Below are 14,275 nucleotides of genomic sequence, written 5' to 3'. Positions count from 1 at the left end.
CACCTTTTTCTCTTTTATATCATTCTCTCTTTTATCTCTCTTATACAAAATAAATGTATGCCAATGTACTCAAGCTGATAATTACCCAAAGCAATATTCCTTGAATCAGAGGTTTAATTCCAACAGCTTTCAAAACATCAATAGAAAGAGAAGCACCGATAAAGAACATAGTTATCGTCAAAGTCTTACGGGCAATACCGTTGATAGCTGCTCCTAATTGTGGCACTCCATCCAGCAAATAAGTATTTACCACCAATGCCAATACAAAAAAGAGGATAAACCATGGAATACTGATCTTTTGTCCTTTGCTCTTGAATATAAATGAGGTAGCAAAAGCCATCGGGATAATCCAAAGAGCACGGGTCAATTTGATAGTAGTAGCCACTTTCAATGCTTCTTCTCCATAGGCAGCTCCCGCACCTACTACAGAACTGGTATCATGAATGGCAATAGCTGCCCATGTTCCGAACTGTTGTTGATCCATATTCAATGCATGACCAATGGCAGGGAAAATGAAAAGTGCAATAGCGTTCAAGATAAAGATTGTACCTAATGCCACAGACATTTCACTGTCCTTCGCTTTCAACACCGGTCCCACTGCTGCAATAGCACTACCGCCACAGATAGCGGTTCCCGAACTAATAAGATAAGCTGTATTCCGGTCTATTTTAAACAACTTACGTCCGATGAACCAGCCAATCACCAATGTTCCGATTACTGAAATAACCGTAAATTCCATACCTTCCTTACCGGAAGCTAAAGCAGAATGAAGATTCATACCGAATCCCAGTCCTACTACTGAATACTGCAACAGATATTTCGATGTTTTCTTATTAAACTTTGGATGCGCTTGTCCGCAAGTTAATGCAAAAATAAGTCCGAGGAACAAAGCAACCGGAGGAGTTACCCAAGCCGACCATGCTTCCAATCCCGGAATATAGTCTAAAAACAGGAAAAAAGTCAGAGTGGAAAGCAGTGCAACATAAATCATTTTATTATTTGACTGCAAAGTTTTTGTAGCTGTTGAAATCATATCTTTTTATCTTTAATTGTTTTCCGGGCGCAAAGGTACGGTAAACAATCAAGACCCGCCAATAGTTTCTAATTATGCATTATAACTTTTAATTATAAGCATACTCTCTCCCAACTACTCTTACACTGTTACAATGTCTTTCCCAAAAGGTGATAATGCCAAAGCTGCCAACTTGAAGTGTTGCAATCCAAAAGGGATTCCGATAATGGTAATGCACAATATAGCCCCGAAAACCAAATGTGACAGACAAATCCAAATGCCACCCAGAAATATCCACAGGATATTCATCAATATATAGAGGCAGCCACCGGAACGGTTCCCACTTCTGACTTCTTTACCGAAAGGCCATAAAGCAAGTCCGGCCAACTTCAATGTTTGCATTCCAAAAGGAATGCCGATAATGGTCAGCATCATCAATAAACTCGAAATGAGGTATTCGACAGCGGTAAAGATACCACCAAGCAACAGCCATAATAAATTCATTAAACAGCCCATATAAATTAGTATTAGTTATTATTCCAATTTTCTTTTTGTTGTCTCATCCACTTTACCCTGATAATAACGGTCGATCACTTGCTGAAACAAATCATCCGAAGCAACTTCATTAAAAAGCGTCATGCATGACAATACTTTCACCGCATCTAACGGACCGAAAACTTCCTGCGCCGTTTTATTCTTCAATTGAAGAAAAACAGACGTTATTTCACGCAGTCTTTCTCCCAAAATTGGATGGGCAAGATATGCTTCAGCCTCTTCTTTGCCGCTAAGACCATAATACTGTGAATTATAACTCATGCCCAATCCTTTCAGTTGAGGAAATATATACCAAATCCAATGGGTATATTTCCGCCCGTTTCTAACTTCTGCAAGGGCTTGTTCATAATCCCCTCGCTGAGCATCTAAAAATCGTTGTAAGTTATAGTCAGTCATAGATACTTCTCGCATTTTTTTTAAGTTATCATACTTTCAGGAGATAATAGAATCAAATAAGTGATTTATTTCGAATCACAGCACTTTTTTCAATTCTATTAAAGCCGAGACTTCGTTTTCCTTATTAATATACTTCTCTATTTCATAGGGTTTATATCCTAATTTAGTATATAACAGAAGCCCATTCGTATTAGTATCAAAGCAAGACAAATGAAGCTCCGATACATTATATTGCTTTTTCCCAATATATTCCATAGTATTTATCAGAAATGTGCCAACACCACGATTACGAAAACAAGGACTTACTATTACATTTCCAATAGCACAATATTGAGATTCTCTTACCTCATAGAAGTTTGCAAACCCTACTACTTCATTATTAAATAAAACAACAGTCGAATCAAATCTATCTTTTATTGTATTCTTTAATTGATCGATTGTTAAAGGAAAATCAGCTTTAGGAAACATAAAAAACAGTTCCTGCTTGTTTCGAGGTAATTTACAAACAGTTTCTAAATCGTCAGACGTAAAATCTCTATAAGTAAGTTTTTCTTTTTCCATAATAATCATGCTGATACCCTCCATTTCTTTTCTACATACAATATTATAACCGACTTTGCTATATAGATGCAAAGTATTGGGTGTCTCTTCGCCCGTAAAAAGAGAGAACTTATGACAGTGAGGAAATAATCGTTCTATTTCAGTCATAAGTTCTCTACCTATGCCTTTATTCTGAAAATCGGGATGCACTATCAATTTACCAATATGACATACTCTATTTTCATCCATACATCCCCTGACAGAACCTACAATCTGTCCATCATCTGATACGTATTTTAGAATAATGCCTGTCTGATACTCATCACAAATCTCATCCTGATTTTGCAACAAAGGGGGAAAATCGAATTTATTCATTCGTTCGGCCACCACCATAAAAGATTTCTTTTGCAAAGATAAAATGTTTACCAAATCATTTTCTTCAGCTTGCATGATATTAGTATGTCCCATTGGTCCACTTTCTAAATTTAATAGCAACAATCTAAATAGTCAGAATCTTTTCTCCATCTTTTATATATTGAGTAAATGGTGCACCCATATATTTAACATCAATGCCTAGATTCTTTATAATCGAAGTTACACCAAATGTTTCACAACAATCTTGACAGGCTTCAATAGTTATACCAGTTTGTATCATTTCCAAAACTTCAGTTTGTACTTGGGTATCATTAGCTACCAACTTCACGGATGCTCCCCAAAGAATAATATTCAGATGCTTCCACCAACCTCTATTAACAGAGTTTATCGCATACATAGAGAGCATATTAAAAATGGTGTCTCTGTTATCAGTGGTCCACAATATATTCAATTTATCATCCATCGCACCTAATTATTTATCAGTTATACTTTATGATTCATAATATCACAAATATACACTTTTCTAAAAACTAACAGAAACATTGCATCCACTTTTTAGGAAATAATATATTAAGCATAAAATCCCGCTATATCCTTTCTCGTTAATCATCTTCATTCCCTCTCAAACTATTAATAGAAAACTTCTTCTTTATTAAGGATAAACTTCTTTTTGTCAAATAGAAAACTTATCTTTGCATAGGAACAAACTATAAATGCAAGCTTTGATTATAAAAATGAAAGCTTTGTTTTTATAAACGCAAGCTTCAATTATAAAAACAAAAGTTGCATTTATAGTTTATTATTAATCAACAAGAACTTTACTATTAGAAGAAAGGAAGTTTGCCTCTAATACAAAAGAACTTATCTATTAACACTTTAAACAATAGATGATATGGCAAGATATATCATAGAGGAGATGCCCGATCTTCAGAAAACAGGCAAAAGAATTACTTATCCTAAATTTGCGCGGATAGATAATGCAAGCATAAAAGAGTTAGCGCAACGAGTTGGTGACGTCAGTGGATTCAGTGCAGGAGACATAGAAGGCGTATTACTTCAAACCGCCATTGAAATGGCGCATTTGATGGCAGAAGGACGTTCGGTAAAGATAGACGGAATAGGAACGTTTACTCCCTCTCTTACCTTAGGCAGAGACAAAGAGCGGGAAGATCCGGAAGAAGGGGGAACTCATCGCAACGCACAAAGTATCTTTATAGGAGGTGTAAACTTTCGGGTAGACCGAGAAATGGTGAGAAATATCAGCGAAAGATGCCAACTGGAAAGAGCACCCTGGAAAAAGCAACGATCCTCTAAAAAATTCACATCGGAACAACGACTGGCATTAGCTCTAAAGTATCTGGATGAACATCCCTTCCTGACCGTTTGGGAATATCGCAAACTAACAGGATTGTTGCAAACAGCAGCAACCAACGAACTAAGACAGTGGGGACATCAACCGGATTCTGGAATAGAAATCACTGGAAGAGGAGCACACAGGGTATATATAAAGAAAAAAATAGCAGAACAAAGTGAATAACAGTATGAGAAATACCCCGGAAATAGATGAGAAATAACTGTTTTGAGGCCTATTTCACTAAAGAAACTATGAGAAATAGGCTTTCTCAAAACGTTTCTCATTCGGTAATCAACTGGTTATAAAATTATTATATAGTGATTATGAGAATATGAGAAATGAAAAACATTTTTCTCATTCTGGAGACCCTAAGCCTGCACGAGAGAAAAAGACAAACTTACAGGCTTTTACTATGATGTCCGGCGAAACGCATAAATACCTGTGACAATCCTCCCTCCTGCCCTTGCAGTTGTACAAAGTTAAATTCGCGCAGCATCGGCATTCCTTTTATTTCGACTACACGGAGATTACCAGCTACAAGCTCTTTATGCACCGAACGGATAGAAACAATTCCCATACAGTCTGTATGTTCCAAAAAAAGTTTGATACTCTCTGTACTACCGAGATACATCAATACATTTAAAGAAGAAAGTTTGAGATTATGTTGCAATAAGGCACGTTCAAATACATCTAATGTACCGGAACCCCTCTCCCGCAAAACCAAAGGAATATTCAGCAAATCTTCCGGAGTAATCTCATCCGAGACAGCTAACTTACTCTGTGTATGCACCACGGCAACCAGTTCATCTTGCAAAAATGGAGTATATTTCAGATTAGGTAGGCGGAAGATCCCTTCGACCAATCCCAAATCAATCCGATGCTCTTGCAAGGCAGCTTCCACTCCGCGGGAATTTCCATTAATCAAAGAAAGATTAATTTGCGGAAACTTGGCTATAAAGTTCGCCAACAAAGGAGGAAGTACATATTGTGCAATCGTAGTGCTGGCTCCCAATTTCAGTTCACCGATATATTCATTATGCAACAGATGCATCTCATATTCCAACTGTTTATAATCGTCCAGGATTTTCTCGCTATGTTTCAGCAGCAATTCTCCGGCCTTAGTCAATGAGATTTTGCTCCCTTGACGGTCGAACAAACGAGCTTGATAGTAAGTCTCCAGTTCCTGAATATGTTTAGTAATAGCAGGTTGGCTGACAAACAATTCTTGCGAAGCCTTCGTAAAGCTTAGATTCTTCGCTACGCTCTGAAATACTTTTAAACGAAAATCGGACACGGCAATTATGATTAAAACAGTTAAGAAATCAATGACGAATAATGAATTACAGAAAGAATAAAAGCACAATAGTTATTGCAATTCTTCCGCTTTTATCCCCAACGCCTGCATGACAGGGAAAGCCAGCATATCCCATTTATAATCCACCGGAAGTTCCGGCTCATTCATACGGAATTGAATGACCTCTTTGCCTTTCACTTCATGCAAAGCATCAGTCACTTTCTTTCCATACTCCTCATTGAAAGAAATAACGATCATCCTTTTCACGTCTGCCGAATCGGAAACGATAGAGAGTAAATCCAAAAACAAATCTTCTCTTGACACCATTCCTTCCGACGGAACGCTAGCAAAAGAATATTCACCATAAGGACTCTGAAACGCAACTCCATTCAATTCTTCCTGCAAATCGGAAGGTTGGCAATATTGCAATCGACTGGATTCTTTATCATACACAAAAAGAAATTGTACCTCGTTCTTCCCTTCTGTAATCCCTGCATCCAAGGTTATATAGGTAGTCAACATCGAAAGGTCTATCTCTTGTAAAGAACGATGCAAAGTTTCTTCAAAATATCCTTTTATATCCGTTATTACAAAATTCAAAAAAGCAGCGTCAATCAACACCACTGTTTCAGCAAGTTTTATTTGGGGCTTATCACTCATATACCATCTATATTATTACAGCGGATAAAGATACTACAATACTTTTATTTATCCACTTTTCAATATTTATTTTCTTTCATCACAGGCCAAGATTACACAAACAAGCGTATCATGTAGCAAATGATATTTGATAGCAAATTCGTCAGTTACTCCCGGATAAAAAAGGTCATTTTGTCCTTTAACTCCTTAATACTCATGCTATTTTGTCATATTTTTATACTTGGCAAATCTTTTGCGCCCTCTTAGGTGTTATTAAAACGTGAAATAAGAAAGGAGAACAAAGATATGAACTTTAACAATTTTACCATTAAATCTCAAGAAGCGGTACAGGAGGCCGTGAACCTCGTACAAAGCCGGGGGCAACAAGCCATTGAACCTGTCCACATCATGCAGGGAGTAATGAAGGTAGGTGAAAATGTCACTAACTTCATCTTCCAGAAACTTGGCATGAACGGACAGCAGGTAGCTCTCGTTGTCGATAAACAAATCGACTCCCTGCCCAAAGTATCCGGCGGAGAACCGTATCTAAGTCGTGAATCCAACGAAGTATTGCAGAAAGCAACGCAGTATTCTAAAGAAATGGGCGATGAGTTTGTTTCATTAGAACATATCATACTGGCATTGCTGACTGTAAAAAGTACCGTCTCCACTATCTTGAAAGATGCCGGTATGACGGAAAAAGAATTACGCAATGCCATCAGCGAGTTGAGGAAAGGAGAAAAAGTAACATCACAATCCAGTGAAGACACTTATCAATCATTGGAAAAGTACGCTATCAACCTGAATGAAGCTGCCCGTAGCGGAAAACTGGATCCTGTAATCGGACGTGATGAAGAAATCCGCCGGGTACTCCAGATATTGAGCCGCCGTACAAAAAACAACCCGATTCTAATCGGTGAACCGGGAACTGGTAAGACAGCGATCGTAGAAGGCTTGGCACATCGTATTCTTCGAGGAGATGTACCTGAAAACCTGAAAAACAAACAGGTCTATTCACTGGATATGGGGGCACTGGTTGCCGGTGCAAAGTATAAAGGTGAGTTTGAAGAACGGCTGAAATCAGTTGTCAATGAAGTGAAGAAATCAGAAGGTGATATTATTCTGTTCATTGATGAGATTCATACACTGGTAGGAGCCGGCAAGGGTGAGGGCGCCATGGATGCCGCAAACATTCTAAAACCTGCCTTAGCTCGTGGAGAATTACGTTCCATCGGAGCAACAACCCTCGACGAATATCAAAAATACTTCGAAAAGGACAAAGCTTTGGAGCGTCGTTTCCAAATCGTACAAGTGGATGAACCGGACAACTTGAGTACCATTTCTATCCTTCGTGGACTGAAAGAGCGTTACGAGAACCATCACCATGTACGTATCAAAGATGATGCAATCATTGCAGCCGTCGAATTGAGCAGCCGTTATATCACCGACCGTTTCCTGCCGGACAAAGCCATTGACCTGATGGATGAAGCCGCAGCTAAACTGCGTATGGAGGTAGATTCTGTTCCTGAAGAACTGGATGAAATCTCCCGCAAAATCAAGCAGTTGGAAATCGAACGGGAAGCTATCAAACGTGAAAACGATAAACCGAAACTGGAAATCATCGGTAAGGAGCTTGCCGAACTTAAAGAACAGGAAAAGTCCTTTAAAGCCAAATGGCAGAGTGAAAAAACGCTGATGGATAAAATCCAGCAGAATAAGGTTGAGATAGAGAATCTTAAATTTGAAGCAGAAAAAGCTGAACGTGAAGGTGACTATGGTAAAGTAGCCGAAATTCGTTACGGTAAACTTCAGGCTTTGGACAAAGAGATAGAAGATACTCAAAAGCAGCTACGTGATATGCAAGGCGATAAAGCCATGATTAAGGAAGAGGTAGATGCGGAGGACATTGCCGATGTTGTTTCCCGTTGGACAGGTATTCCTGTCAGCAAGATGCTGCAAAGTGAGAAAGACAAACTATTGCATCTGGAAGAAGAACTCCATCAACGTGTAATCGGTCAGGATGAAGCGATTGAAGCCGTGGCAGATGCCGTGCGCCGTAGTCGTGCCGGATTACAGGATCCGAAACGTCCGATTGGCTCGTTCATTTTCCTCGGAACCACCGGTGTAGGTAAGACCGAACTGGCGAAGGCATTGGCGGAATTCCTGTTCGATGACGAAACGATGATGACTCGTATCGACATGAGCGAGTATCAGGAAAAGCATAGTGTTTCTCGTTTAGTCGGAGCGCCTCCGGGATATGTAGGATATGATGAAGGCGGTCAGCTGACAGAAGCTATACGTCGGAAACCTTACTCTGTTGTCCTGTTTGACGAAATAGAAAAAGCCCATCCGGATGTTTTCAATATCCTGTTACAGGTATTGGATGACGGACGACTGACTGACAATAAAGGAAGGGTAGTCAACTTCAAGAATACCATCATCATCATGACTTCGAATATGGGTAGTTCTTATATACAAAGTCAGATGGAAAAGTTGCACGGTTCCAATAAAGAAGAAGTGATTGAAGAAACGAAGAAGGAAGTCTTGAATATGTTGAAAAAGACGATTCGCCCGGAATTCCTGAACCGTATTGATGAAACGATCATGTTCTTACCATTGAACGAAAAGGAAATCAAGCAGATCGTACTCTTACAAATCAAGGGAGTACAGAAAATGCTTGCCGAAAACGGAGTGGAACTAAAACTCACGGAAGGGGCATTGGACTTCTTATCTCAAGTGGGATATGATCCTGAATTTGGAGCTCGTCCGGTAAAGAGGGCTATTCAACGTTATCTGTTGAATGATTTATCCAAAAAGTTACTTTCCCAGGAAGTCGACCGCAGCAAAGCAATTACCGTTGACGCTGGTGGAGACGGATTGGTATTCAGAAATTAAGAGTTTCCATTTAAATAGAATGCCGGTATGCTTAATAAGAAGCATACCGGCATTATTTATATCCCTGAATATGTAAACCTCCGGACTTCCGGTTGGCAGTTCGGATGACTCATTACCAAAACATAGGTACCCTGTTGAGGGATTTCCATAGTCAATGAAGGCAAAGCAAATTTATGTTTGCCTTTTAGCTCTCCCTGTGAGTCGTAAAGGAATACCATTGTACCTGCCAACAAACGCGTCAGGCATAATGTCCCTTTTTCATTGTCCAAATGGACGTTTACTTCTTTATTTGTTATTGTCTCCATACCCAATATTTACCTATCATTCTCAAGAATAGTGAACAGCGACAAAGATACATAAAAAGCATCATTATTTACAATATAAGTAGAAGATATTTATTATAATAAAAGATAACCCAAATAATACTAATATTTTCCGAATTCACAAGCATTTATACAAAAAAAACATGATAACCACCTCAAATGATTATCATGTTTTTATTTCGTTTAAATAAACGATACAAATTATTCTGCAGTCACTTCTTCCTTAACTTCGCCTTCCGGTTTGAATTCTGTAATTCCATTAGAAATCAAGATGTTATACCAGGCTACCAATTTCTTGATATCGGCTACATATACGCGTTCACGATCAAAGTTAGGTAATACCTCAGCCAAGTATTCACGCAATTGTTCAGGTGTAGCCTTTTTAGGATCGATAGAAGCCTGCGCTGATTTTTCTTTCTCTTTTATAGATTCCAGCACATCATACAAAGGAACTTCTGCATCGTCCGTGTACATTGCTATATCGGCCAAAGAAATAATTTTTTCATTACCATAAGCGGGGAAACGTTTCTTCTCAGCATTGACTGATTCAACAATCAACATATTTTTTCCTTGCGAAATAAGTTTGTATAATCCCGGTTTACCTGAGATAGACAAGATAGTCTTCAACATAGTATATATCCTTTTATTTATTAATTATTTTTTTGCGGAGCAAAGGTAATGATTATTTTTAGATAGCAAAGAAATAAGCTCCAAAACCTGCGGAATTAACGCTGTTTCATCATCATTGACTATCACGAAATCAGCATGACTTCTCTTAACTTCATCACTCATTTGTGCTTCAATACGCTTCATTACCTGTTCTCTCGATGAACAATCCCGCTTTATGGCGCGCTCCAGTCTCACTTCCAACGGCGCATACACCATAACCAGAAAATCAACTTCATTCCTGAAACCGGCTTCCACAAGTATGGCAGACTCCATACCGACCAATTGTTCACCCCCGAACCGGGCAGTCCACCGACGAAAATCTTCTTTCACCTGTGGATGAATAATTTCATTCACTTTCTGCACACGATCCGGATGACCGAACATATAGGATGCCAGCAAAGAACGATTCAACACACCATTTTGAAACACATTCTGACCGACCAGCGCACAAAGTTCCCGGCAAATCACCGGGTCTGTCTGCGTGATACGCTTTGCTTCTATATCTGAAATATAAACAGGAATTCCCATTATTCCAAATAGCCTGGAAACTACACTCTTTCCGCTACCGATACCACCGGTTATACCAATCTTAATCGACATTAGAAGTAATTTGTTCTATCAAGAAGTCTACTTGCTCAGGAACAATACGGATTTGATTGATTCCGCTCGGAAAGGACTTCAATTTAACCGTATATTTATCAGAACCGAGCTTCAACAACTCTTCGTAAGAAATATTGATGATAAAATCGCTTGCTTTTATGCTGCGAAACCGCTTCAACCCCACCTGAAAAGTAATCTGAACTTTGGAAGGGAAGGTACGCAATGCCTTATCGGCCGGGAAGTTAACTCCGTGCAATGGCACCTCTACTGTTTTCTCCGTATAAATATCTACCGGAAAGGTCATTTCTACCGAAGCCGGAACAAACTTCACCCCTCTTTCTGAATTCAGCGGAATTCGTCGCCGGGTTGTATCTGAAATATTCTCCAGATTTATCTTTTGAGTATATGCGGTGGTGATAGTATCCAGAATTCCTTCCGGAGCATAAACCAATACAGAGTCCGGATTGCAAATCGTATCTGATACATAATATTGAAGTCCGGCTGTCACTTTCCCCTGAAAGCGGACAGGTACTAACTTTGACTTTCCTTCAGAATAAATATACTCTAATGTATCCGGCTTGATTGAAAGTATTTTAGAGGACACATTCAATTGGCTCAATATCTTTTTCTCAAAATCAGATGCGTAAATCTTCACATGATTATCTTTTCCTTTATAATCAAGAAAACCTAGATTTACCGGAAAAAAACTTTTCCCCAGCATATAATTGAGAAGCACCGTACCTTTATCTTTCACTCTGACTCGAAGTTCGGAAGGTGGTTCTGAAGTCAGCACTACATTATTGGGAACATCTTTCATTCGTACCGGAATGGAGAACTCCGCTTCATAGTCACTATTCAGAGTCTGAAGCAGCCAAAATCCACCGGCTATCAGGAAGAAAAATAAAAAAATTAAGAACTCTCTGCTCTTATCACTGAGCAGAAAATCCTTAATTTTCTTTGATAGTTTTAAATATGTATATTCTATTTTCCTACGATCAAACATAGGCACTTATTTATCAACTATTATTTAGATTGATTGCTAGCAGCTGAAGCATCAGCGAAAATAGAATTCTTGTCTATTTTAATCCTTACATTAGAAGCAATTTCAAGTACTATATAATCGTCAGTAATTTCCTTGATTGTTCCGTGGATACCACCTGCAGTAATCACATTCTGATTTACCTGAAGAGATTTACGGAAATTTGCTATTTCTTTTTGCTTCTTATTCTGAGGACGGATCATAAAGAAATACATGATAACAAACATGGCTATCAGCATGATCCACATCATACTTCCACCTCCGGCAGCACCGGCAGGAGCTTGCAATAATACAGTCAATACGTTCATAAATAATCTGTTTTAGTTTCTACTATATGGACAAAGGTATCAGTTTTTAGTCAACTTACCTTCTTTTTTTAATTGATTAACTATTCCATCCAGCGTACCGTTGATAAAGCTACCGCTTTTAGCTGTGCTATACAACTTCGCTATCTCTACATATTCATTTAACGAAACACTGACCGGAATGTTCGGGAAACTAAGAATTTCTGCTAATGCAGTCTGCATAATGATAACGTCCATAAATGCAATACGGTCCAGATCCCAGTTTTTCGTATTCTCACTAACCAAATGACGGTAATAGTCGGAATTCAAAATAGTACGACGGAACAAACGACGTGCAAACTCTTGGTCTTCGTCATCCTTAAATTCCGGAAGCAGTTCCTGGTTGGCACCCTTCTTTTCATCAAAACGTTTGATTGTTTTCAGGACGAATGTATCTACAATTTCTTTGTCATCATTCCAATACAGACTCTGATCTTCCAATACCTGATCGAGAGAATCATTATTAAAGATGTATGTTTTATAGAGTTTTCTCCACAATTCACGATCGGCCTCGTATGAGTGATCGTCAGAAGCCATATAATCTTTATAGATATCGGTTTCTACAATTTTCTCATAAAGTTCCTTGATGAAGTCCTGGTCGTTTGCCCAGGTTCTTTTTTGATTGGCTATAAACTCTACCAATTGCTTATTGACTTCCAATTGAGCAATAAATTTGTTATCCACGAATTTCTTGTTGGGGTACAACTCTTCTTTCGTAGGTGCCAATTTAGCTTTTGCCGCATCAATACGTTTTTGTGCATACTCTGTTAATGCTATCATCAGCATTAGCAAATAATTATAAAGGTCATACGCCTTTGAAAGACTAAAGAATAACTCTTTCTCCGCTGAGTCTAGATTTTTGCTGCCATTTTGATAATAGGCATATACTATTTGTATAATCTTAAGACGAATAAGAACTCTGTTGATCATAATTCAAATTAATACTGTTGTTATCGAACTGCAAAAGTAGATATTTTTAATGAGTTTCCACTAATAAATCACATTTTTTAATGCAGTATTTGATTCTCTGCGCTTTTTCTTTTGACAGTTTAAAAAAAATATCCAATTTTGAAGCCGATTATAAACGGACCGAAAGATATGGAAGATTTAAAAAAGAAAATGAGCGCAGACATGAATGATAAGGAGATTGTATTCTCCAAGTCCATTAAAGCAGGTAAACGCATCTATTACCTTGACGTAAAGAAGAATCGTAAAGATGAAATGTTCCTGGCTATTACAGAGAGTAAAAAAGTGATAACGGGAGAAGGTGACGATTCTCAGGTTAGTTTCGAAAAACACAAAATCTTCCTATATAGGGAGGACTTTCAGAAGTTTATGGCAGGACTCGAAGAAGCAGTCAATTTCATCGAGTGCAGTGATGTGAACGAATACATCGCCCGCCTGAACACCGAAGCTGATGAAGAAAGTGAACAGAAAGCAATCGAAGAAGCCCGGGAAAACAAGTTAGAGAGCGAAATTAAGATCGATATTGACTTTTAAGAAAGTAACTCTTTGATATTTCAAAAAAAAGACGTACTTTTGCACCGCTTTTTTGCAACATCGTGTGATAATCCACATCGTGTGATGGTGAATTAAGCAAACTAACTTAATTTAGAGTAACACAAATTTTTAAAGAAATGAAATCAATTGAAGTAAAAGGAACTGCAAGAACAATTGCAGAACGCTCTTCTGAACAAGCTAGAGCTTTGAAAGAAATTCGTAAAAACGGTGGTGTACCTTGTGTACTTTACGGAGGTAATGAAGTAGTTCACTTCACAGTGACTAACGAAGGACTTCGCAACTTGGTTTATACTCCGCACATCTACGTTGTAGACCTGGTTATCGATGGCAAAAAAGTAAACGCTATCCTGAAAGATATTCAGTTCCACCCGGTAAAAGATACTATCCTGCACGTTGACTTCTATCAGATTGACGAAGCTAAACCTATCGTAATGGAAGTACCTGTACAGTTGGAAGGTCTTGCAGAAGGTGTGAAAGCCGGTGGTAAACTTGCACTGCAGATGCGTAAGATCAAAGTGAAAGCTTTGTACAATGTTATTCCTGAGAAACTGATCGTTAACGTTTCTCACCTGGGATTGGGTAAGACTGTTAAAGTTGGCGAATTGAGCTTCGAAGGTCTTGAACTGATTAGTGCTAAAGAAGCCGTTGTATGTGCAGTTAAGTTGACTCGTGCAGCAAGAGGTGCAGCAGCAGCCGCTGGCAAGTAATTTGAGATTATC

The 14,275-nt window shown here is 38.6% G+C and carries 17 protein-coding genes; 4 read left to right on the top strand and 13 right to left on the bottom strand.

Going from position 1 to position 14,275, the window contains the following annotated elements; translation table 11 throughout:
- Positions 1 to 40: 40 nt before the first annotated feature.
- From I2I13_RS07880 to I2I13_RS07860, 5 genes are all read right to left on the bottom strand, one after another.
- Positions 41 to 1,033 (bottom strand): YeiH family protein, encoded by a 993-nt coding sequence (locus tag I2I13_RS07880; protein ID WP_148364541.1) that lies wholly within the window; start codon positions 1,031 to 1,033, stop codon positions 41 to 43.
- Positions 1,034 to 1,153: 120 nt separating this feature from the next.
- Positions 1,154 to 1,528, bottom strand: a complete 375-nt coding sequence (locus I2I13_RS07875; RefSeq protein WP_148364540.1) for a YccF domain-containing protein — start codon at positions 1,526 to 1,528, stop codon at positions 1,154 to 1,156.
- Between the two features lie 18 nt (positions 1,529 to 1,546).
- Positions 1,547 to 1,978 (bottom strand): DUF1810 domain-containing protein, encoded by a 432-nt coding sequence (locus tag I2I13_RS07870; RefSeq protein WP_195649235.1) that lies wholly within the window; start codon positions 1,976 to 1,978, stop codon positions 1,547 to 1,549.
- 60 nt (positions 1,979 to 2,038) lie between these two features.
- Positions 2,039 to 2,971, bottom strand: coding sequence for a GNAT family N-acetyltransferase (locus I2I13_RS07865; RefSeq protein ID WP_195649234.1), 933 nt, complete (start codon positions 2,969 to 2,971; stop codon positions 2,039 to 2,041).
- 31 nt (positions 2,972 to 3,002) lie between these two features.
- A complete protein-coding gene (locus I2I13_RS07860; protein WP_148364537.1) occupies positions 3,003 to 3,341 on the bottom strand; it encodes a DsrE family protein in 339 nt (112 codons plus the stop codon).
- Positions 3,342 to 3,770: 429 nt separating this feature from the next.
- On the opposite strand from I2I13_RS07860, the gene I2I13_RS07855 reads away from it, so the two are divergent.
- Positions 3,771 to 4,415, top strand: a complete 645-nt coding sequence (locus tag I2I13_RS07855) for an HU family DNA-binding protein (protein ID WP_195649233.1) — start codon at positions 3,771 to 3,773, stop codon at positions 4,413 to 4,415.
- A gap of 214 nt (positions 4,416 to 4,629) precedes the next feature.
- Here I2I13_RS07855 and I2I13_RS07850 read toward each other — a convergent pair whose 3' ends face one another.
- Together I2I13_RS07850 and I2I13_RS07845 are read right to left on the bottom strand one after the other, a co-directional pair.
- Entirely contained in the window at positions 4,630 to 5,526 is an 897-nt protein-coding gene (locus I2I13_RS07850) for a LysR family transcriptional regulator (protein WP_008651317.1), read from the bottom strand.
- A gap of 72 nt (positions 5,527 to 5,598) precedes the next feature.
- Complete coding sequence (locus I2I13_RS07845) at positions 5,599 to 6,186, bottom strand: DUF6621 family protein (protein WP_004305640.1); 588 nt, start codon at positions 6,184 to 6,186, stop codon at positions 5,599 to 5,601.
- A gap of 285 nt (positions 6,187 to 6,471) precedes the next feature.
- Here I2I13_RS07845 and clpB point away from each other — a divergent pair, with 285 nt between their 5' ends.
- Positions 6,472 to 9,060, top strand: coding sequence for an ATP-dependent chaperone ClpB (gene clpB, locus I2I13_RS07840; protein ID WP_148364536.1), 2,589 nt, complete (start codon positions 6,472 to 6,474; stop codon positions 9,058 to 9,060).
- A 56-nt stretch (positions 9,061 to 9,116) separates the two neighbouring features.
- On the opposite strand, the gene I2I13_RS07835 is transcribed toward clpB, so the two are convergent.
- The 6 genes from I2I13_RS07835 to nusB form a co-directional block, all read right to left on the bottom strand.
- The gene (locus I2I13_RS07835; protein ID WP_074557097.1) at positions 9,117 to 9,365 is read right to left on the bottom strand and encodes a hypothetical protein; all 249 of its coding nucleotides are present in this window, start codon (positions 9,363 to 9,365) and stop codon (positions 9,117 to 9,119) included.
- Between the two features lie 219 nt (positions 9,366 to 9,584).
- Complete coding sequence (locus I2I13_RS07830) at positions 9,585 to 10,013, bottom strand: DUF5606 domain-containing protein (RefSeq protein ID WP_074635621.1); 429 nt, start codon at positions 10,011 to 10,013, stop codon at positions 9,585 to 9,587.
- A gap of 24 nt (positions 10,014 to 10,037) precedes the next feature.
- Positions 10,038 to 10,652 carry a dephospho-CoA kinase gene (gene coaE / locus I2I13_RS07825; RefSeq protein WP_195649232.1) on the bottom strand — a complete coding sequence of 205 codons (615 nt, stop codon included), beginning with the start codon at positions 10,650 to 10,652 and terminating at the stop codon, positions 10,038 to 10,040.
- Entirely contained in the window at positions 10,642 to 11,655 is a 1,014-nt protein-coding gene (locus I2I13_RS07820) for a CdaR family protein (RefSeq protein ID WP_004309789.1), read from the bottom strand. The genes coaE and I2I13_RS07820 overlap by 11 nt, the downstream gene beginning before the upstream one ends.
- A 20-nt stretch (positions 11,656 to 11,675) precedes the next feature.
- Entirely contained in the window at positions 11,676 to 11,999 is a 324-nt protein-coding gene (gene yajC / locus I2I13_RS07815) for a preprotein translocase subunit YajC (RefSeq protein WP_074635624.1), read from the bottom strand.
- A 39-nt stretch (positions 12,000 to 12,038) separates the two neighbouring features.
- The gene (nusB, locus tag I2I13_RS07810; protein ID WP_009000694.1) at positions 12,039 to 12,965 is read right to left on the bottom strand and encodes a transcription antitermination factor NusB; all 927 of its coding nucleotides are present in this window, start codon (positions 12,963 to 12,965) and stop codon (positions 12,039 to 12,041) included.
- A gap of 168 nt (positions 12,966 to 13,133) precedes the next feature.
- Here nusB and I2I13_RS07805 point away from each other — a divergent pair, with 168 nt between their 5' ends.
- A complete protein-coding gene (locus tag I2I13_RS07805; protein ID WP_074557094.1) occupies positions 13,134 to 13,535 on the top strand; it encodes a PUR family DNA/RNA-binding protein in 402 nt (133 codons plus the stop codon).
- A 137-nt stretch (positions 13,536 to 13,672) separates the two neighbouring features.
- The gene (locus tag I2I13_RS07800) at positions 13,673 to 14,263 is read left to right on the top strand and encodes a 50S ribosomal protein L25/general stress protein Ctc (RefSeq protein WP_004302060.1); all 591 of its coding nucleotides are present in this window, start codon (positions 13,673 to 13,675) and stop codon (positions 14,261 to 14,263) included.
- Positions 14,264 to 14,275: the final 12 nt, after the last annotated feature.

Origin of the sequence: Bacteroides sp. D55t1_190419_B8 (assembly GCF_015558905.1) — a bacterium.
Lineage (GTDB): Bacteria > Bacteroidota > Bacteroidia > Bacteroidales > Bacteroidaceae > Bacteroides > Bacteroides vicugnae.
The sequence above is the reverse complement of the archived record's forward strand: the minus strand, read 5'-3'. Positions and strand labels throughout refer to the sequence as shown.

Excerpts from the sequence above, each read along its gene's own strand:
- I2I13_RS07880 (WP_148364541.1), bottom strand. The coding sequence starts at position 1,033 with ATGATTTCAACAGCTACAAAAACTTTGCAGTCAAATAATAAAATGATT.
- I2I13_RS07875 (WP_148364540.1), bottom strand. The coding sequence starts at position 1,528 with ATGGGCTGTTTAATGAATTTATTATGGCTGTTGCTTGGTGGTATCTTT.
- I2I13_RS07870 (WP_195649235.1), bottom strand. The coding sequence starts at position 1,978 with ATGCGAGAAGTATCTATGACTGACTATAACTTACAACGATTTTTAGAT.
- I2I13_RS07865 (WP_195649234.1), bottom strand. The coding sequence starts at position 2,971 with ATGGGACATACTAATATCATGCAAGCTGAAGAAAATGATTTGGTAAAC.
- I2I13_RS07860 (WP_148364537.1), bottom strand. The coding sequence starts at position 3,341 with ATGGATGATAAATTGAATATATTGTGGACCACTGATAACAGAGACACC.
- I2I13_RS07855 (WP_195649233.1), top strand. The coding sequence starts at position 3,771 with ATGGCAAGATATATCATAGAGGAGATGCCCGATCTTCAGAAAACAGGC.
- I2I13_RS07845 (WP_004305640.1), bottom strand. The coding sequence starts at position 6,186 with ATGAGTGATAAGCCCCAAATAAAACTTGCTGAAACAGTGGTGTTGATT.
- clpB (WP_148364536.1), top strand. The coding sequence starts at position 6,472 with ATGAACTTTAACAATTTTACCATTAAATCTCAAGAAGCGGTACAGGAG.
- I2I13_RS07835 (WP_074557097.1), bottom strand. The coding sequence starts at position 9,365 with ATGGAGACAATAACAAATAAAGAAGTAAACGTCCATTTGGACAATGAA.
- I2I13_RS07830 (WP_074635621.1), bottom strand. The coding sequence starts at position 10,013 with ATGTTGAAGACTATCTTGTCTATCTCAGGTAAACCGGGATTATACAAA.
- coaE (WP_195649232.1), bottom strand. The coding sequence starts at position 10,652 with ATGTCGATTAAGATTGGTATAACCGGTGGTATCGGTAGCGGAAAGAGT.
- I2I13_RS07820 (WP_004309789.1), bottom strand. The coding sequence starts at position 11,655 with ATGTTTGATCGTAGGAAAATAGAATATACATATTTAAAACTATCAAAG.
- yajC (WP_074635624.1), bottom strand. The coding sequence starts at position 11,999 with ATGAACGTATTGACTGTATTATTGCAAGCTCCTGCCGGTGCTGCCGGA.
- nusB (WP_009000694.1), bottom strand. The coding sequence starts at position 12,965 with ATGATCAACAGAGTTCTTATTCGTCTTAAGATTATACAAATAGTATAT.
- I2I13_RS07805 (WP_074557094.1), top strand. The coding sequence starts at position 13,134 with ATGGAAGATTTAAAAAAGAAAATGAGCGCAGACATGAATGATAAGGAG.
- I2I13_RS07800 (WP_004302060.1), top strand. The coding sequence starts at position 13,673 with ATGAAATCAATTGAAGTAAAAGGAACTGCAAGAACAATTGCAGAACGC.